Here is a 17,574-nt window from a genome sequence, read left to right as displayed (position 1 = left end):
ACATCCAGCAATGAACACTGCCGCGATCGAGGGGGGGCCGAAGCCGGCCACCTCGTACACCGTCATCCCGCCTGCGGGCGAGCCTTTTCTCACGGCGAGCCGTTGCCGCCACTGCGGCGCCACGTTTCTCGGCGTACGCGACCACTGCGGCCGCTGCACGACCCGCGACGCGATGGAACCGGTCCGGCTGAGCGGCAACGGGCGCCTCTACAACTACACCATCGTGTATCGCAGCTACCCCGGCATCCGTGTGCCGTTCGTGTCCGCGATCGTCGACCTCGACTGCGGGGGCACCGTCAAGGGCAACCTGATCGACATCGAGGCGGATCCCGCCAATCTGCGGTTCGACATGCCCGTGCGGATGGTGTTCCGCGGCGCTGAGCTCGCCAACTCCGAAGGCGCGGGCTATCTCGCGCATTTCTTCGTCCCCGCCTGAAAGTCGACGAGAGGAACTCCATGACTGATGTCTACGTGGTCGGTATCGACATGCTCAAGTTCGGGCGCTATCCGGACCGAACCGTCGTGCAGCTGGCCGCCCAAGCGGCCATCGGCGCGCTCGACGATTGCAAGCTCGGGATGCGGGACGTGCAGGCGCTCTACAGCGGCAACATTGGCGAGACGATGACGGGCCAGCGCACGCTGCAGCTCATCGGCCAGACCGGCATCCCGGTGGTCAATTGCACGAACGCCTGCGCCACCGGGGCGACGGCGCTGCGTGAGGGATGGACGGCGATCAAGGCCGGGCTCTACGACACGGTGCTCTGCATCGGCGTCGAGAAGATGGCGGCCGGCATGATCGTCAAGAAGAAGGTCGGCAACGAGCCGCTGCCTGCCGAGGGGCTGATCGGCTCCGAAACCATGCCAGCCGTGTTCGCGATGGTGGGCATGGAACACATGCGCACGTACGGCACGACGCTCGAGCAGTTCGCGCAGGTCTCGGTGAAGAACCACCATCACTCGACGCTGAATCCGAAAGCGATGTACCAGAAGGAGACGCCGCTGGAGGAAGTGATGGGTTCCGAGATGATCGCCTACCCCAACACGAAGCTGATGTGCTCGGTCAATGTCGACGGCGCTGCAGCAGCCGTTCTGATGTCGGAGAAGAAGGCGCGTGAACTGGGCCTCATGTCGCGCGCGGTGCGCGTGCGCGCCTCGGCGCTGGCCAGCGATCCGTTCACCGAGCGCAACCTCGTCATGCAGGATGTGAACGCCGTCACCCGCCTTGCAGCGGAGACCGCGTACGCGATGGCCGGTCTGGGACCGAAGGACATCGACCTCGTGGAACTCCACGATTGCTTTGCGACCGCGGAAATCCTGCACTATGAAAACCTGGGGCTGTGCGCCGACGGTGAAGGCGGCCGGCTGATCGACAGCCGCGACACCGCGCTTGGCGGGCGCATCCCGGTCAACGTCTCGGGCGGCCTGCTCTCGAAGGGCCATCCGCTCGGCGCCACCGGCATCGCGAACGTCTACGAGATCGCGACGCATCTGCGCGGCGAAGCAGGCGCGCGCCAGGTGCAGGGGGCGCGCATCGGCATGACCCACGTCGTCGGCCTCGGCAGTGCGTGCGCGGTGCACATCCTCGAGAAGGCCTGAAGCCGGAACCGCGATGGAGCACGTCCACGTACGGCGCGAAGGGGCGATGACGATCGTCACTATCGATCGGCCAGATCGGCTGAATGCGCTGCATCCGCCTGGCCATCACGAGCTCGCTGCGGTCTTCGACGAATTCGCGCGGGATCCCGACCAGTGGGTCGCCGTTCTCACGGCGAGCGGCGACCGGGCGTTCTGCGCCGGCAACGACCTGCGCTTCCGCGCCGAGCACGGCCGCCACCCGATGCCGGCTTCGGGCTTCGGGGGGCTGACTTCGCGCTTCGACCTCAACAAGCCGGTCATCGCGGCCGTGAACGGGCTTGCGGCCGGTGGTGGCTTCGAGCTGGCGCTCGCCTGCGACATCGTCGTTGCAGGCGAACACGCGACCTTCAGCCTGCCGGAAGTGCAGGTCGGCCTGGCGGCGCTTGCGGGTGGCCTGCATCGACTGCCGCGGCATGTCGGTCTCAAGGTCGCCATGGGAATCGCCCTGACCGGACGACGCGTCGATGCAGCCGAGGCACTGCAGCTGGGACTGGTCAACCAGGTCGTCGCCCGTGGCGCGGAACTGTCCGGCGCCTTCGCCTGGGCGCGCACCATCCTCGATGCCGCACCGCTCGCGGTTCGTGCGACGAAGGCCACGTTGCTCCAAGGACTCGAGATCTCCGAGCCCGATGCGGCGATGCAAGCGCAGGAGCGCAACGCCGCGGTGCATGCGATGCGCGACTCGGCCGATGCGTTGGAAGGGCCCCGCGCGTTCGCCGAGCGCCGAAGGCCCGATTGGCTGGGACGCTGAGGAGAGAATGATGATCGACTATGACGTCGTGAAGAACTGGATCTTCGAAGACGTGCGCTACGACTACGCGGAACGCGACGTCATGCTCTATGCGCTGGGAATCGGGCTGGGTCAGGACCCGCTCGACAAGGGACAGTTGCGCTACGTGTACGAAGACGGCCTGCAGGTCATGCCCACCATGGCGGCCATCATGGGTGCCCCCGGAGCTTGGTGGAAGGATCCGCGGACGGGCGCTGACGCGTTGCGCCTGGTGCACGGCGAACAGCATCTGCGCTTTCATCGACCCATGCCGGCGCGCGGCTCGATGCGCGTGAGCAATCGAGTCCTCTCGTTGAGCGACAAGGGCGCCGGAAAGGGTGCCATCGGTGTCGTTCTGCGCGAGATCCGCGACGCCGAGACCGGCGAGCTCCATGCGGAGAGCCGCAACGTCAGCGTCCTGCGCGGCGATGGCGGTTTCAGTACGGCGCATGGAAGGACAGACCCGCCACCTGCGCCGCTGCCGCCCATCCCGCAGCGCTCGGCCGATTCGGTGCTGGAGTTGCCCACCTTGACGCAGGGTGCGCTGATCTACCGGCTCTCCGGCGACTACAACCCGCTGCATGCAGATCCGGCGGTGGCGGACAAGGCGGGATTCGCGAGACCCATCCTGCATGGCCTGGTGGCCTATGGGATGGCCGCGCACGCCGTGCTGCGCGACGCGCTGGGCTACGACTCGATCCGGCTGCGGTCGCTGGGGCTTCGATTCACTGCGCCTGTCTATCCCGGCGAGACGCTGCAATTCGAATTGTGGCGCGAGTCCGCGGCTCTGGTTCGCCTTCGCGGTCGCGTCCGCGAACGTGATGTGGTGGCAATCGACAACGGTGTCGTCGAGATCGATCCACGCACGGATTGACTGTTTCTAACTATCGAGGAGCTCGAACATGGATCGACGAATGGAAGGCAAGGTCGTGATTGTCACTGGCGCTGGCGCCGGCATCGGGCGCGATTTCGCGCGCGCCTTTGCGGCGCACGGGGCGAAGGTGGTGGTCAACGATCTCGCGAAAAATGCCGAAGGGCGCCTCGCGGCCGATGCGGTCGTCGAACAGATCCGTGACGAGGGCGGTGAGGCCGTGGCCGCGGTAGAGAGCGTCGCGGAATGGGACAGCGCCCAGCGCATCGTGCAGGCGGCGCTGGACAGCTTCGGGCGCGTCGATTGCGTGGTCAACAACGCCGGCGTCACGCGCGACCGCTTCTTCTTCAACATGAGCATCGACGAATGGAAGACGGTCGTCGACGTCCATCTCAATGGCTCGTTCTACGTCGCGCGCGCCGCGGCGCCGCACTTCAAGTCGCAGGCCGGTGGCAGCTACATCCATATGACGTCGACGAGCGGCTTGATCGGCAACCTCGGTCAGGGCAACTACGCAGCCGCCAAGATGGGCGTCGTGGGTCTGTCGAAATCCATCGCGATGGACATGGCCAAGTTCAACGTGCGCTCGAACTGCATCGCCCCCTGGGCGTGGACGGCGATGACCGCCAACATCCCGGCGGATTCCCCCGAGGCCATCGCCCGTATCGAGAAGCTGAAGAAGATGGAGAGCCACAAGATCGCCCCGCTGGCGGTCTACCTGGCGAGCGATGCGGGCTCGAAGGTGTCGGGACAGATCTTCGGCGTTCGTGCCAACGAGATCTACCTGTTCAGCCAGCCGCGGATCCTGCGATCCCTGCATCGAGGCGAAGGCTGGACGCCGCAGACGATCGAAGAGCACGCCATCCCGGCGATGGAGCCCAGCTTCTTCGCCAACGTGCCGTCCATGGCCGTGACGCCCTGGGATCCGATCTGAGCGCAGCGTCCCCGTTGCACCGCTGATCTCCCGCGGCGAGTGGCGGCAGGAAGGCTTCCAGGCTCGGGTTGCGGTGAATGCCGCAGCCCGCCGCGCGCCCGCTATCGCTTGGCCAGTTGGAACCCGGCGCGGTCACGATCCCAGGTCGTCGGTGTGCAACCCTCTTCGCGGAGCTGGTACTTCAGCACCCGGCCGACGGGGTTGCGCGGCAGATCGGGGCGGAATTCGAAGTAGCGCGGCACGGTGAAGTACGGGAGCCGGTCGGCGGCCCAGCGACACAGTTCCTCTTCGCTGAGGTTCTGGCCCGGCTTGAGCACGAGGGTCGCCTTGACGTCGTCTTCGCCCGATTCGGAGAAGACCGCGTGCACGGCAACATCGTGGACGGCAGGGTGTCCGCGCAGGCCGGTCTCCACCTCGTAGCTCGAGATGTTCTCGCCGCGACGCCGCAGGTAGTCCTTCTTGCGGTCGACGAAGTAGAAGAAGCCTTGCTCGTCGAACTTGCCGATGTCGCCGGAGTGCAGCCACATGTTCCGCATGATCCTCAGGGTATCGGCCGGTCGGTTCCAGTACCCCTCGAACATCACGTGCGGGCGCCGCGGCCGCACGACGATCTCGCCGGCGGTTCCGGGAGGAACCTCGACGTCGTTGTCATCGACGATGCGGACGTCGAAGTCTTCGTTGCGACGCCCCGACGACCCCGGCGGCGCGACCTCGCCCGAGGGCAGCGTGGTCACGCGCGCGGCCTCTGTCAGGCCGTAGGAATTCGAACCGGCGGTCCTGACGCCGAAGCGCTGCTGCCACTTTTCCTGCAGGGAGGCCGGGAACGGCGATCCTCGGACGGTGTGCAATTGGCCGAAGCAGCGTTTCGAGACTTCGGATTCATCGGCCTCGGCGACGAAGGCGATCATCGAACCCAGCAGGCTCGCGACTGTCGCTCCGCTGCGCTCGATCTCCGGCCAGAAGCGCGACACCGAAAAGCGCGGATAGATGGCGACTCGCGCGCCGACGAACATGCACGAGAGGACGCTGCCGCCAGTCGCATTCATGTGGAACAGGGGTAGCGCCGTCCAGTTGCAGTCCTCCTTCACCCGGTGTTCCATCTGGACGACCTGGCGACCAAGGTTGCAGACGTAGTTGTGGCTGATCATGCAGCCCTTGGAGGGGCCTGTCGTCCCCGCCGTGTAGATGAACATCGCCAGGTCCGACGGCTGGTTCGTATCAGGAATTGGTTCGGTCGAGCCGAAGGCGTCCGCCATGCGTTCGACCTGCAGGCGGGAGCTCCGTACCGTGGCGTCGCCGCGCTGCAGGAGCCGGCGGGCATGCGGCAGGCCGGCTTCGATCTCGACGATGCGTTGCGCGTAGTCGGCCTCCGCAATCAGGACCTGGGCCCCACAGTCGTCGAGTTGGTGGCGCAGGAACTCGCCCTTGTACGCCGTGTTGACCGGTACGCTGATCGCGCCCAGCTTGTTGATCGCGAACCAGGCGAGGATGGCATCGACGTTGTTGTCGAGCACCGTGCCGACCCGATCGCCCTTCGCGACTCCGCGCTCCGCCAGGCCATGGGCCAGCCTGGTGGACTCGCGATCGATGTCGGCATAGGTGTAAGTGGTGCCGCTGAAGTCCAGAAAGACGCGATCGGAGAAGCTCGCGGCGGAACGGGCCAGCGCCGCGGTGACCGTGTCCTGGGTGCCCGGTTGCCACACCGGAGGCTCTTGAATCGAGTGGTTCATCTTGGTCATGCCATCAAATGTGAGGTTTTGTGCGGTGAAGGAAGACGGAGTGGCGTCGGCGCGCTTGGAGGTCGACGTTGACCGATCGGCGCGGAGCGGGTGAGCGGCCGGCGCACGCGGCTTGCGTTCATGTGACGACATCCGGTAGGAGCGCTTCGGCGGTGTACGAGAGCGCGCGTGACAGATGTGCACGACACTCGGACACCATGCGGTCGATGAGTTCGGCGCAGGTGGGGAGGTCGTCGATCAGCCCCAGCACCATGCCTGCCGTCAGTACGCCGCCGTCGACGTCGCCCGCCTCCCAGGCGGCCTTGCCGCGACTGCCGACGACGAGCGGCCTGATGTCGTCGAAGGTGCATCCAGCGGGCCGGTTCTCGGTCGCCACGACCTCGTTCGAGGGAGCGTTCTTCAGCACGCGAGCCGTGTTCCCGAGCGTGCGGAAGATGAGGTTCGTATCCCGTTCGGTGCGGCCGATGAGGTCCCGCTTGATCCGCTCGTGCACTGGCGCTTCCTGCGTGCATACGAAGCGCGTACCCATGTTGATGCCTTCCGCACCGAGTGCGAGGGCGGCCGCCATGCCGCGACCGTCCGCGATGCCGCCGGACGCGATGATGGGGATCGACAGCGCCTTTGCCGCGATCGGAATGAGCACCAGGCCAGGAATGTCGTCCTCTCCGGGATGTCCGGCGCATTCGAAGCCATCGATGGAGACGATGTCGACGCCGTTCCTCTGTGCAGAGAGCGCGTGGCGCACGCTGGTGCACTTGTGAATCGACACGATCCCGGCGTCGTGAAAGCGCGCGATGAAGTCCTTCGGGCTGTTGCCCGCGGTCTCAACGACCTTGATGCCCTCGCTGACGATCACGTCGATGAATTCTCCGTACGGGGGCGGCGATACCGTCGGCAGAATCGTCAGATTCACGCCGAACGGTTGCCGCGTCATCTCGCGGCAGCGCCGGATCTCGGCTCGCAGATGTTCGGGTGTCGGTTGCGTCAGCGCGGTGAGGATGCCGAGGCCGCCGGCGTTCGAGACGGCCGACGCGAGTTCCGCGCGGCCCACCCATTGCATGCCGCCCTGGACGATCGGGACGCGGATATCCAACAGGTCCGTCACTCGGGTCTTCATGTTGGCGCTCATCGCTCAGCTCCCCGTGAAGCGTGCCGGACGCTTCTCCTTGAATGCCGTGACCCCTTCGCGGTAGTCGTCGGTCAACCCGCACTCGCGTTGCGAGTCGCGTTCGACGTCGAGCTGCGCATCGAGCGTCCTGAGCTGAGCGCCGCGGATGGCGCGCTTCGCCAGCTCGAGGCCGCGCGTGGGCGCGCTCGCCAGACGGCGCACCAGGTTTTCCACTTCGTCGTCGAAGCGGTCGTCGTCGACGGCCTTCCAGATCAGGCCCCAGGACTCGGCGCGTTCGGCGCTCACTGGTTCGCCGGTGAGGGTGAAACCGAGCGCCCGCGCCTGTCCGATGGCGCGCGGCAGGTTCCAGGTGCCGCCGGCGTCGGGCACGAGCCCGATGGACGAGAACGCCTGGACGAACTTCGCCGATCGCCGCGCGATGACGATGTCGCAGGCCAGCGCGATGTTGACGCCCGCGCCCGCGGCAACGCCATTGACCGCACACACCACCGGAACGCGGACGGCCACAAGACGCCGGATCAGCGGGTTGTAGTACTTCTCGATGTTCACCCCCAGGTCCAGCGGGCCCGCGTCGACCTTGCGTTCGCCCAGGTCCTGGCCGGCGCAGAAGCCGCGTCCCGCGCCCGTGATGAGCAGCACGCGTACCGATGCATCCTCGGCGACGGCTTCGAGCGCCGACGCGACCTCGGCATGCATCTGCACGGTGAACGAGTTCAGCTGTTCCGGCCGCGCCAGCGTCAGGCGGGCGATGCCGTCTTCGATCCGGAAGAGGGTTGCGTGGCGATCCATGGCCGACCTCATGCAGCTTCGGGAAACGGCAGGTCGATCAAGCGCACGCGTTGCGTGCGCTGGTCGCCGAAGAGCTGATCGACGACGTGCGCACGCTTCAGGTACAGGTGTGCATCGGCCTCGGAGGTGAAGCCGATGGCGCCGTGGACCTGGATGTTCTGTGCGGCGTTCTCCAGAGCAGCCTTGGTCGCGACGATCTTGGCGGACGTCGCCTGGAATTCGGCACCGACCTTGTCCTCCGCGAGGGTGGACGCCGCGAACGCCGCCTGGCACATCGCGGCTTCCGCGCGGATCGCCATGTCCGCACAGAGGTGCTTCACCGCCTGGAATGAGCCGATCGGCTTGCCGAATTGCTCGCGGACCTTGGCATAGTCGACGGCCATGTCGCGCGTCGCTTCCGCAATGCCGACGGCGTAAGCGGCCGCGAGCAGCAGCGCGTGGTCATAAAGCCTGCCCTCGCTCGCGGGGCGCCAGATGAGCGGCTTCGCGGACTCGAGCGTCGCCCGCTCCAGGGCGACCACGTTGTCGGTTCCCAGCACATTGGCGATGCCCTTGAACTGGCCGCGCTCGAAGAGCGCGAGACCCTGGTCCGAGCAGGACAGCACGAACGGCGCGTCGTGGGAGTCGAAGAGGTGGAAGTCGCCGCTGCACGCAGCGCCGAACTTCACCAGACCGCGCGGGTTGGCCAGCGCGACGTGGGTGCTGCCAGCAAGGAGGCCCGCCAGCAACGTCGTTGCGTCGCAAGCCGCAGCGAGGCGCGCTGCGAGCGATATCGCGAGGATCGACGGAGACAGCAGGTGACGCCCGAATTCTCGATGCACGAGCAGGTCTTCCTTGGCGCCCAGTCCGATGCCACCCTGAGATTCGGCCACCGACACGCCGAGGAATCCGAGTTCGCCGATCTGCGACCAAAGGGCCGCATCGGAATTTCCGATCTGGGCCGCAGGGGGCCGGAATCGCGATACGGGGACCTGCTCGACGAGGAAGCTCCGCAGGCTGTCGATGATCTGGGCCTGCTCGGCCGAAGGAAGAAGGTTCAAGTCACGCTCCTGGTGATTCTTGTCGTTCGTCAGCGCGGCAGGCCGAGCACGCGTTCGCCTATGATGTTGCGCTGGATCTGCGCCGTACCCGCGGCGATCGTGATGGAGAACGAGCGCAGGTAGTAGTAGACCCAGTCGTTGTCTTCGGGGTTCTCAAGCATGTCGGGGCCGAGGACGTCGAGGGCCAGGCGGCGGGCGCGCTGCTGCACTTCGCCAACCATGGCCCGCATCAGCGACGATTCCGAACCCTGCAGTCCGGCCTCGGCGCGCGATACGACCATGTACGTCATGGCGCGAGCGGCGGCCATGTCGGCGCGCAGCTGAGCAAGGCGGGCACCGATCTCGTCGCGCGAGAGCGGGCAGTCCGAGCCGAGGCGCTTGCGCGCTTCCTGGATCATGTGTTCGACCAGGAACGCATAGCGGATCTGGTCCTTGATCTGCGCGGTGCCGCGTTCGAATCCGAGCGTCGACATCGCGACGTTCCACCCGTCGTTCAGCTCCCCGACGACATTCGCCAGCGGGATGCGCACGTCGTCGTAGAAGCACTGCACGAAGTGCACCTGGTTCGGCGACGTCATGATCTCGATGGGACGCAGGGTGATGCCCGGCGTCTTCATGTCGCAGATCACCCAGCTGATGCCCTTGTGCTTGGGCGCATCGGGGTCGGTGCGGACGAGCAGTTCCTGCCAGTCGGAGAGGTGGCCGTGACTGGTCCAGATCTTCGAGCCGTTCACCACGAGGTGATCGCCATCGATCCGTGCGCGTGTCTTCAGGCTTGCCAGGTCGGACCCGGCGTTGGGCTCCGAGAAGCCCTGGCACCAGATCACCTCGCCGCTGAGGATCTTCGGAAGGTGGTAGCGCTTCTGGTCGTCGTTACCGCGGGCGATCAGCGTAGGACCGCCGTGGTTCAGGGCCACGAAACAGAGATGGTTGTCGGGTGCGCCGGAGCGGGCGTATTCCTCGTACCAGATGAGCTGACGAACGAGCGGAAGGCCCAGGCCGCCGTATTCCTTGGGCCAGGACACGCCGGCCCAGCCGCCCTCGAACTGCCGGCGCTGCCAGTCGGTGTCGAAGTCCCGCAAGGCCTGCCCCGAATGCGGCCGTCGCTCCGTCGGCAAGTTTTGCCGGAGCCATGTCCGCGCGTCCTCGCGAAAGTTCGCATCGTCATTCGTGAATGTCAGATCCATCGCCGTCAACTTTCTAAAGTCTCAGAAAACTGAAAACATGTCAGTTTATATGGTAGCTTAGTTGACATCCAATGATCATTTCAGCGGGTTTCTACTAGCAAAAGAATTGATGGAGCTCGCACCTGTGCCCGCATGGTTGATCGGTTGAAAACTGATGATGTGTAAGTTATGATTTGGCGTCAACCACTGCTTCGAGGTTCGTGTGTCGGCCAAGTCCATGCCAGAGAGTTCCAGCAGTCTTCGCGATCGACTCGACGCCGTATTCGCGTTGATGCCGGAAGCGCTGGCGGTCGAATCGCGCACCGGTCGCGCCAGTTGGGGCCAGCTCGCCTCGGCCGGTGACGAGATCGATCGTGCACTCGTCGCTGCGGGCGTTGAGGGTGATGCCCCGATCGGATGGGTCGCGCGCAATCGGGTCGCCTCGGTTGCGGCTTTCTCTTCGCTGGTGCGGCACGGTCGCATGGTCGTCCCGCTCAGGCCGAACCTGGCTCCGGAGACGTTCTGCGATGAACTGCGCGCTCAGCGGCTGCAGGCCGTGATCGCGGATGCGGACGATTGGCGAGTGCCGGGCGCGGTGGCGGCGGCCCGCGAAGCCGGCAGCGCCGGCTTCGTCGTGACCGGCGAGACTTCGCTGACCGTCGCGCCGGTCGAAGGACTCGACAAGGTCGGGTCGCCCCCGCACCGTGCACCGATGCCGGGCTACGTGCTGGAGCGCCTCACGAGCGGCACCACCGGCGCGCCGAAGCGCATCCCGGTGCTCGAGAACGTGCTGGTGCCTTCACTTCGTTCGGGCGAGCAGCGCAAGGGCGAGCGTGACGTCGAAGATGCGCTCGCGCTCAAGACGTCGCCGGCCCTGCTATTCAAGCCCTTCAGCCATGCGGGCGGACTTTTCGGCTTGATGCTCGCGCTGTACCAGGCGCGGCCGATCGTCTTGTTCGAGAAGTTCGTGGCGGAGGACTGGGCCGACGCGGTGCGGCGCTACCGTCCCAAGTCGGCGAGCCTGGTGCCCGCGATGATCCGCATGATCATGGATGCGAATGTCGAGCCCGAATGGCTGAAATCGCTGCGAGCAATCCGCTCGGGCACGGCGCCCCTCGACCCGCAGATGCAGGTCGAGTTCGAGGAGCGCTACGGCGTGCCGATCCTGGTCGACTACGGCGCGGCGGAGTTCATCGGCGGCATCGCCGGCTGGACACTCGCTGATCACCAGGCGTTCTCGAAGACGAAGCGCCAGAGCGTAGGGCGGCCGCGTGCCGACGTCTTCTTGCGCGTCGTGTCGCAGGAGTCCGGCGAGCCGCTCGAATCGGGACAGATCGGGATCCTCCACATCAAGTGCGACCGGTTCGGCCCCGATTGGATTCGCACCAACGACCTGGCGCTGATCGATGCCGACGGCTTCCTGTTCCTGCATGGCCGGGCGGATGACGCGATCAACCGCGGCGGCTTCAAGATCCTGCCCGACGAAGTCGCGGCCGTGTTGCGACGCTATCCGGGCGTCGCCGATGCAGCCGTCGTGGGGGCACCCGATGCGCGGCTCGGACAGGTACCGGTGGCGGCGATCGAGATGAAGTCCGACGTGCAGGCGCCGGATGCCGCCGCGCTCGAGGTCTTCATGCGCAAGCACCTGGCGGCTTACATGATCCCGACGCGCTTCGTCATGCTCCCTGCGTTGCCCAGGACGGCCTCGATGAAGGTCAGCCGCCCCGACCTGAAGGCGTTGCTCGGTGTCTGAACCGCACATCCGAGAGGAGATGACGATCTTGGCTTACGAAACTCTGCTCGTCGAGATCGCCGATGGCGTCGCGACCATCACGCTCAATCGGCCCGAGCGCCTGAACTGCTTCAATCGGACGATGGTGATCGAGTTCCGCCGACTCTGGAACGAGTTGCGCTCGGATGACCGTGTCCGGGTCTGCGTGCTGCGCGCGGCGCCGGGGCGAGCCTTCTGCTCGGGCGTCGACGTCAAGGAAGGCTGGCGCGCCGAAGGCGAGGAGCAGCGGCCGTTCGACCAGGACGACCCCGGTGAGTGGCTCGGGCCCAAGAGCAACAAGGTCTGGAAGCCGTTGATCGTCGCAGTGCACGGCATGGCGGCGGGCGGGGCCTTCTATTGGCTCAACGAGGCGGACATCGTCCTCTGCTCGGAGGACGCGACCTTTTTCGACCCGCACCTGAAGTTCGGCAAGATCTCCGCGGTGGAGCCCATCGGCGCGATGGGACGCATTCCGATGCAGGAAATCACGCGCATGGTGTTGCTGGCCGACAGCGAGCGCATCGGCGCGCAGACGGCGTTGCGCATCAGCCTGGTGACCGAGGTGACGACGCTGGAGCGCCTGTGGGCGCGGGCGGCGGAACTCGCTGCAATGGTCGCAGCGCGCCACCCCGTCGCCGTGCAGGGATCGATCCGCGCGATCTGGGAGGCTCAGAGCTTGCCGCACGCGCAAGCTGTCAGCAACGCGCTGAAGTACATCCAGATCGGCAAGCCGATCGCCACGGACGTCAAGCCTGCGACGGTCAAGGGCGGCGAGTGGGTGCTCCGCTGAAGCCAACGGCGAGCTCATCGTGAATCCACGTCGTCATCGTCCCGCCCGGGAGGCGTCTCCCGCAGACCGGTCGCTCGTTGGCGGCGACTCCAATCTGCCCGGCGCCGCGGAAATGCAGTTGGAGAAGACCGCCAGTTCCACCCATGTGGAAGGGGCCAGGGCAGACGTCTCGCGCTGGTTGCCCGTCGCGCTGGCGAGCGCGCTGTTCATGGACCTGCTCGATACCTCCGCGCTCGGCACCGCACTGCCGACGCTGGCGCGTGAGTTCGGCACGGATCCGCTCAATCTGAAGTTCGCGCTGACCGCCTATATGCTGACGATGGCAGTGCTCGTCCCGACGAGCGGCTGGCTCGCGGATCGCTGGGGACCGCGCCGCGTGTTCATGAATGCGGTCCGCGTCTACCTGCTGGGTTCGATCATCTGCGGACTCTCCCAGTCCGTGACGATGATCGTCGTCGGGCGCGTGATCCAGGGGATGGGCGGCGCGATGATGACACCGGTCGCCCGGCTGATCGTCGTTGCCACGACGCCGCGTGAGCGACTCATCCAGGCACTGAACGGATTCACGATTCCGGCCATCATCGGCCCGTTGATGGGGCCGCCGCTCGCCGGCCTGCTGCTGTCCGTCGCGAGCTGGCGCTGGATCTTCTTCATCAACCTGCCGGTGGGCCTGATCGGCATGTGGGCCGTGATGCGACTCGTGCCACGGCTGCGGCATCCTCACCCCGGGCCCTTCGACGTGTCCGGCTTCGCGATCGCCGCGGTAGCGATCACGTCCTTCGTCAGCTTGGCGGAACTGGTCACCTCGCAGTCCGTGTCCTGGAAGGTGTCGATCGCAGTGGCCATCATCGCAGCCGTCAGCGCGGCGCTGTTCGTCCGTCACGCCCGACGCACCCAGCGACCGATGCTTGAACTTCGGCTGTTCGCCAAGCCAACGTATCTGGCCTGCATGGTCGGCACGACGGCCTTGCGGCTTGGCTTCGGCGCCACGCCCTTGCTGATGCCGATGCTGATGCAGATCGCGTTCGGCTGGTCGGCCTTGCGGTCCGGCTCGATGCTGGTGGCCATGATGGCCGGCTCGATCGTCGCCCGCTTCGCGGCCACCCGGTTCGTGCGCCAGTTCGGGTTCAGGCCGACCTTGATCGCCACCGGAATCGGCGCGTCGGCCCTGAGCGTGACGCCGGTGTTCTTCCGAGCCGACACCGCGACGGTCTGGATCGTCATTGCGCTGGCCGTCCTCGGCTTCGCGCGCGCAGCCCACTTCGTTGCCGCCTCTCCCATGACCTTCGCGGAAGTGGCGCCCGAGGAAGTGAGCCGCGCGTCGACGCTCTCCACCGTCATCCAGCAACTGGGCTTGAGCATGGGCATCAGCATCGCCGGGCTCGCCCTGGCCTGGGCCCGGCCGGCGGATGGCGTACTCACGACATCGAGCTTCGCGCCGGCATTCCTCGCGCTGGCCGCGGGCGCGCTGTTGACGATCCCAGCGTATGCCCGACTGCATCCGCAAGTTGGCGAGCACATGCGTGGCACTGCCTGACTGCATCCATGAAAGAGATTCGATGACACCCGAAGAGACCACGACTCCCCTGGTGGGCTACAGCGTCAATGAACGCGTCGCGCTCGTGACGATGGCGCGGCCCGAACGACTCAACGCCTTGACGACCGAACTGCATGAGCAACTGCGGGCGGTCATCGAACAGGCCGCACACGATCCGGGCGTCGGCGCGGTCGTGCTCACAGGCGCCGGACGCGGCTTCTGCGCCGGCGGTGACATGAACAGTGGCCGGCGCAGCGCTGACGAGCCGCGTCCGACGCTCGAACAGCGTGCCGACGAGCTCATGCACCACGGGGAGACCGTCAAGCTGCTGCACGGCATGCCCAAGCCGACCATCGCGATGGTCAACGGTCCGGCGGCGGGCGCCGGGATGGCGCTCGCGCTGGCCTGCGACATCCGCATCGGGTCGACGGAGGCCGTCTTGAAGACCGCGTACTCGAGCGTCGCGCTGTCGGGCGACCTCGGCATCAGCTGGTTCCTCACCCGGCTGGTCGGTCCGTCCCGCGCGAAGGAGTTGCTGTTCTTCGGCGACAGGATCCAGCCTGGGCAGGCGCTGCAACTGGGTCTGCTGAATCGTCTCGAGTCGCCGGAGGCGCTGCAGTCCGTGACGATGGAACTGGCGCATCGACTGGCGCGAGGCCCAGCGGTCGCGTTGCGATACATGAAGCGCCACGTGAACTTGGCGAGCGACGAATCGCTGGACACGGTCATCGGCGCGGAGGCGTTCGGCATGGCGCGCTGTGGCAGGACGCAGGACATCAAGGAGGCGGCCCTCGCGTTCCGGGAGAAGCGGCCGCCGAACTTCACGGGTTCATGAAGACAAGGACTGGAGACGACATGACAGCGGAAGAGACGAGTATCGAAGCAGAAAGCACCGAAGGCCGCATCACGCCGGAGGACATCGCGCGGGCCCGCCAGCAAATTGGCGTGCCCAAGTTCGCGTACAACAAGCCCTACAACGCTCGCACCGGAACGGACGCGCTGGCTCATTTCGCGTGGGCGTGCGGCGACGACAATCCGCTCTGGCACGACCGCGCTTATGGCGCGAAGACGCGCTGGCGCGACCAGATCGCCTTTCCGCAGTTCCTGCATGCGACGGGGACCAATCTCACGCCCAAGCCCGACGCCGACAGCAAGGCGCTGTTCAAGGGCCTGTTCCGCGGCGTGGGCAAGTACTACACGGGTGTCGAATGGACGTGGTGGCAGCCCATCTATCCGGATCTGGAGCTGTTCGTCGAGCGCTTCACCTCCGAAGTGAAGGTCAACGAGAAATCCTCGTTCAGCGGCGGCGTTTCGGTGACCGAGATCTACAGTGACCTGTGGGTCGACCGGGCGGGCCTTCCGGTGGGACGCCGCGAGGAGGCGTACTTGAGTGCCGAGCGCGAAGGCAGCAAGAAGACTGGACGCTACGCGGACATCCGGCGGCAGACCTACACGCCCGATGACATCGCTCGCATCGACGAGGTGTACGCCGCAGAGCAGCGCCGCGCGTCCGAACCGCGCTGGTGGGAGGACGTTTCGATCGGCGACCTCCTCACGCCTGTCGCGAAGGGTCCGCTGACAATGGTCGACGTCATCTCCATGCACATGGGGTTAGGGCTGTCGAGCAGCGGCATCGGGCCCTTGCGCTACAACTGGCGCCAGCGCCAGCGCATGCCCGCGTTCTTCACGCCCGACCGCTTCGGCGTGCCGGACGTCGTCCAGCGCGTGCACTGGGATCACGATCGAGCCCAGGAACTCGGCCTGCCGACCTCCTACGACTACGGGCAGATGCGCACCAGCTGGCTGGTGCACCTCGTGACGAACTGGATGGGTGACGACGCTTGGTTGTGGAGGCTCGGCTGCCAGTCCCGTGCCTTCAACTTCATGGGCGATGCGACGATCTGTTCAGGCGAGGTGGTCGACAAGCGTCTCGAGGAAGGCCGGCCGGTCGTGGAGCTGCGCCTGGCTGGCACCAACCAGCGCGGCGACATCACGGTGCCTGGCACAGCCGTCGTCATGCTGCCCAGCCGCGAGCACGGCCCCGTTGTCCTGCCGCAGGCGCCGCAGGCGGATGCGCGGCGCGGTGCCCGCATGATGCAGGCCGCGGCGGACCTGGCCCGCGCGCGCGCTGGGCGCTGAACAACGACACGCTGGCGGTGCAGGGCGCCGCCAGCGATCGGCGTCGATCGCCGGCGCTTCAGGTGTCGCGCGTGAGAAGCAGGCAGCCCGCAAGTGGGCCGCCGCCCGCGGCGGTCAGCGCGACACGCGGCGCGCCGGCAACTTGCCGGTCGCCACCTTCGCCCCAGAGCTGAGTGCACGACTCCCAGAGCAGGCCAAACCCATGCAGCCGACCCGCCGAGAGCTGGCCACCACCGGTGTTGAGCGGTAGTTCGCCCTCCAGCGCAATCCTGCGGCCGCCTTCGACGAACGCGCCGCTCTCGCCCTTCTTGCAGAAGCCGAGTGCCTCCAGCCAGATCATCGTCAGCACGCTGAAGCCGTCATACAGGTTCGCCACGTCGACGTCAGTGGGTTTCAGGTCCGTGCGTTCCCAGAGATGTCGACCCGCGTCCCGGGCGGCCATGCTTGTCAGGTCGTCGAATTGATCCCAACTGCTGCGGCCGTGCAGTGCGCCGCTCATGGCCTCGATGCGGAGCGGAGGCTTGCGCAGGTCCCTGGCGGCGTCGATGTGAGACACGATGATCGCGGTTGCGCCGTCGATGGGAGCGTCGCAGTCGTACAGGCAAAGCGGGTCGCTTACCATGCGCGCCGACAGGTAGTCGGCCATCGTGAGCGGCTCACGGTAGAGCGCCCGCGGGTTGAGCATTGCGTTACGGCGGCCGTTGAGCGCGATGGCACCCATTTGCTCGCGCGTCGTGCCGTACTCGTGCATGTGGCGTGCGGCAACCAGGGCGATGGGGTGCGCTGCGGACAGGCCATTGAAGGGACGAATCCAGCTCATCAGGCCGTCGACGCGCGCTGCCTTGCCGAGAGCTCCGTCGGACGGTGCCTTGCCCCGGCTCTTGACCTGCTCGGTGTACTGGCTGAGGCTGCGAAAGCACAGAACATGACGTGCCTGTCCCGATGCCACAGCCATTGCGGCGTTCAGGATGGCGCCGAGTTGCCCGGGCGCCTCCGCTGCGGCAGCCGACCAGTTCAGCTTGAGCCCGAGCGATTCCTTGATCTCCCGCAGCGGCACCGGGGCCATGCCGGGTGTCGTCGACATGCCGGGCCACGAGCTCAGGCCGTCGATGTCCTCGCGCTTCAAGCCGGCGTCGGCCAGGGCCTCCAGGGTGGCATCGAGCGTCAGCTGCAAGGGCGAGCGATCCGCTCGTCGCGATGGGCCGGACATGCCGATGCCGGTGATCGCTGCCTGTCTTTCAAGAATCTGCATGCACTTGGCCTTG

General features: G+C 66.4%; 16 protein-coding genes. 10 read left to right on the top strand and 6 right to left on the bottom strand.

Going from position 1 to position 17,574, the window contains the following annotated elements; genetic code table 11:
* Positions 1 to 10: 10 nt before the first annotated feature.
* From LPC04_RS08180 to LPC04_RS08160, 5 genes are read left to right on the top strand one after another with little or no spacing between them, the layout of a single operon-like run.
* Positions 11 to 436, top strand: a complete 426-nt coding sequence (locus LPC04_RS08180; protein WP_275681683.1) for a Zn-ribbon domain-containing OB-fold protein — start codon at positions 11 to 13, stop codon at positions 434 to 436.
* A 20-nt stretch (positions 437 to 456) separates the two neighbouring features.
* Entirely contained in the window at positions 457 to 1,596 is a 1,140-nt protein-coding gene (locus LPC04_RS08175; RefSeq protein WP_275681682.1) for a thiolase family protein, read from the top strand.
* Between the two features lie 13 nt (positions 1,597 to 1,609).
* Positions 1,610 to 2,386, top strand: a complete 777-nt coding sequence (locus tag LPC04_RS08170) for an enoyl-CoA hydratase-related protein (RefSeq protein WP_275681681.1) — start codon at positions 1,610 to 1,612, stop codon at positions 2,384 to 2,386.
* Between the two features lie 7 nt (positions 2,387 to 2,393).
* Positions 2,394 to 3,278: a MaoC/PaaZ C-terminal domain-containing protein gene (locus tag LPC04_RS08165; protein WP_275681680.1), complete on the top strand. Its 885-nt coding sequence runs from the start codon at positions 2,394 to 2,396 to the stop codon at positions 3,276 to 3,278.
* A gap of 28 nt (positions 3,279 to 3,306) precedes the next feature.
* Positions 3,307 to 4,209, top strand: coding sequence for an SDR family NAD(P)-dependent oxidoreductase (locus tag LPC04_RS08160; protein ID WP_275681679.1), 903 nt, complete (start codon positions 3,307 to 3,309; stop codon positions 4,207 to 4,209).
* Between the two features lie 101 nt (positions 4,210 to 4,310).
* On the opposite strand, the gene LPC04_RS08155 is transcribed toward LPC04_RS08160, so the two are convergent.
* From LPC04_RS08155 to LPC04_RS08135, 5 genes are all read right to left on the bottom strand, one after another.
* Positions 4,311 to 5,948 (bottom strand): AMP-binding protein, encoded by a 1,638-nt coding sequence (locus tag LPC04_RS08155; RefSeq protein WP_275681678.1) that lies wholly within the window; start codon positions 5,946 to 5,948, stop codon positions 4,311 to 4,313.
* 118 nt (positions 5,949 to 6,066) lie between these two features.
* The gene (locus LPC04_RS08150; RefSeq protein WP_275681942.1) at positions 6,067 to 7,065 is read right to left on the bottom strand and encodes an NAD(P)H-dependent flavin oxidoreductase; all 999 of its coding nucleotides are present in this window, start codon (positions 7,063 to 7,065) and stop codon (positions 6,067 to 6,069) included.
* Between the two features lie 15 nt (positions 7,066 to 7,080).
* On the bottom strand, positions 7,081 to 7,866 hold the full coding sequence (paaG, locus tag LPC04_RS08145; protein WP_275681677.1) for a 2-(1,2-epoxy-1,2-dihydrophenyl)acetyl-CoA isomerase PaaG: 786 nt from the start codon (positions 7,864 to 7,866) through the stop codon (positions 7,081 to 7,083).
* Positions 7,867 to 7,874: 8 nt separating this feature from the next.
* Entirely contained in the window at positions 7,875 to 8,906 is a 1,032-nt protein-coding gene (locus LPC04_RS08140; RefSeq protein ID WP_275681676.1) for an acyl-CoA dehydrogenase family protein, read from the bottom strand.
* Positions 8,907 to 8,935: 29 nt separating this feature from the next.
* Entirely contained in the window at positions 8,936 to 10,093 is a 1,158-nt protein-coding gene (locus LPC04_RS08135) for an acyl-CoA dehydrogenase family protein (RefSeq protein ID WP_275681675.1), read from the bottom strand.
* A gap of 217 nt (positions 10,094 to 10,310) precedes the next feature.
* Here LPC04_RS08135 and LPC04_RS08130 point away from each other — a divergent pair, with 217 nt between their 5' ends.
* The 5 genes from LPC04_RS08130 to LPC04_RS08110 are packed head-to-tail and all read left to right on the top strand — an operon-like array spanning position 10,311 to position 16,309.
* Entirely contained in the window at positions 10,311 to 11,825 is a 1,515-nt protein-coding gene (locus LPC04_RS08130) for a class I adenylate-forming enzyme family protein (protein ID WP_275681674.1), read from the top strand.
* A 28-nt stretch (positions 11,826 to 11,853) separates the two neighbouring features.
* Positions 11,854 to 12,633, top strand: coding sequence for an enoyl-CoA hydratase/isomerase family protein (locus LPC04_RS08125; RefSeq protein ID WP_275681673.1), 780 nt, complete (start codon positions 11,854 to 11,856; stop codon positions 12,631 to 12,633).
* A 19-nt stretch (positions 12,634 to 12,652) separates the two neighbouring features.
* Positions 12,653 to 14,170, top strand: coding sequence for an MFS transporter (locus tag LPC04_RS08120; RefSeq protein WP_275681672.1), 1,518 nt, complete (start codon positions 12,653 to 12,655; stop codon positions 14,168 to 14,170).
* The gene (locus LPC04_RS08115) at positions 14,121 to 15,005 is read left to right on the top strand and encodes an enoyl-CoA hydratase-related protein (protein WP_275681671.1); all 885 of its coding nucleotides are present in this window, start codon (positions 14,121 to 14,123) and stop codon (positions 15,003 to 15,005) included. Before LPC04_RS08120 ends, LPC04_RS08115 begins: the two co-directional genes overlap by 50 nt.
* Before the next feature lie 20 nt (positions 15,006 to 15,025).
* Entirely contained in the window at positions 15,026 to 16,309 is a 1,284-nt protein-coding gene (locus LPC04_RS08110; RefSeq protein ID WP_275681670.1) for a hotdog family protein, read from the top strand.
* Positions 16,310 to 16,367: 58 nt separating this feature from the next.
* On the opposite strand, the gene LPC04_RS08105 is transcribed toward LPC04_RS08110, so the two are convergent.
* A complete protein-coding gene (locus LPC04_RS08105; protein ID WP_275681669.1) occupies positions 16,368 to 17,561 on the bottom strand; it encodes a thiolase family protein in 1,194 nt (397 codons plus the stop codon).
* Positions 17,562 to 17,574 lie beyond the last annotated feature (13 nt).

Origin of the sequence: Scleromatobacter humisilvae, assembly GCF_023231945.1 — a bacterium.
Classification (GTDB): Bacteria; Pseudomonadota; Gammaproteobacteria; order Burkholderiales; family Burkholderiaceae_C; genus Scleromatobacter; species Scleromatobacter humisilvae.
This window is presented reverse-complemented; position numbering and strand designations above follow the sequence as displayed.

What these genes read in the sequence shown, in the direction of transcription:
- LPC04_RS08130 (WP_275681674.1), top strand. Translation starts at nt 10,311, where the DNA reads ATGCCAGAGAGTTCCAGCAGTCTTCGCGATCGACTCGACGCCGTATTC.
- LPC04_RS08180 (WP_275681683.1), top strand. Translation starts at nt 11, where the DNA reads ATGAACACTGCCGCGATCGAGGGGGGGCCGAAGCCGGCCACCTCGTAC.
- LPC04_RS08175 (WP_275681682.1), top strand. Translation starts at nt 457, where the DNA reads ATGACTGATGTCTACGTGGTCGGTATCGACATGCTCAAGTTCGGGCGC.
- LPC04_RS08135 (WP_275681675.1), bottom strand. Translation starts at nt 10,093, where the DNA reads ATGGATCTGACATTCACGAATGACGATGCGAACTTTCGCGAGGACGCG.
- LPC04_RS08150 (WP_275681942.1), bottom strand. Translation starts at nt 7,065, where the DNA reads ATGAAGACCCGAGTGACGGACCTGTTGGATATCCGCGTCCCGATCGTC.
- LPC04_RS08155 (WP_275681678.1), bottom strand. Translation starts at nt 5,948, where the DNA reads ATGACCAAGATGAACCACTCGATTCAAGAGCCTCCGGTGTGGCAACCG.
- LPC04_RS08170 (WP_275681681.1), top strand. Translation starts at nt 1,610, where the DNA reads ATGGAGCACGTCCACGTACGGCGCGAAGGGGCGATGACGATCGTCACT.
- LPC04_RS08160 (WP_275681679.1), top strand. Translation starts at nt 3,307, where the DNA reads ATGGATCGACGAATGGAAGGCAAGGTCGTGATTGTCACTGGCGCTGGC.
- LPC04_RS08115 (WP_275681671.1), top strand. Translation starts at nt 14,121, where the DNA reads ATGCCCGACTGCATCCGCAAGTTGGCGAGCACATGCGTGGCACTGCCT.
- LPC04_RS08165 (WP_275681680.1), top strand. Translation starts at nt 2,394, where the DNA reads ATGATGATCGACTATGACGTCGTGAAGAACTGGATCTTCGAAGACGTG.
- LPC04_RS08110 (WP_275681670.1), top strand. Translation starts at nt 15,026, where the DNA reads ATGACAGCGGAAGAGACGAGTATCGAAGCAGAAAGCACCGAAGGCCGC.
- paaG (WP_275681677.1), bottom strand. Translation starts at nt 7,866, where the DNA reads ATGGATCGCCACGCAACCCTCTTCCGGATCGAAGACGGCATCGCCCGC.
- LPC04_RS08105 (WP_275681669.1), bottom strand. Translation starts at nt 17,561, where the DNA reads ATGCAGATTCTTGAAAGACAGGCAGCGATCACCGGCATCGGCATGTCC.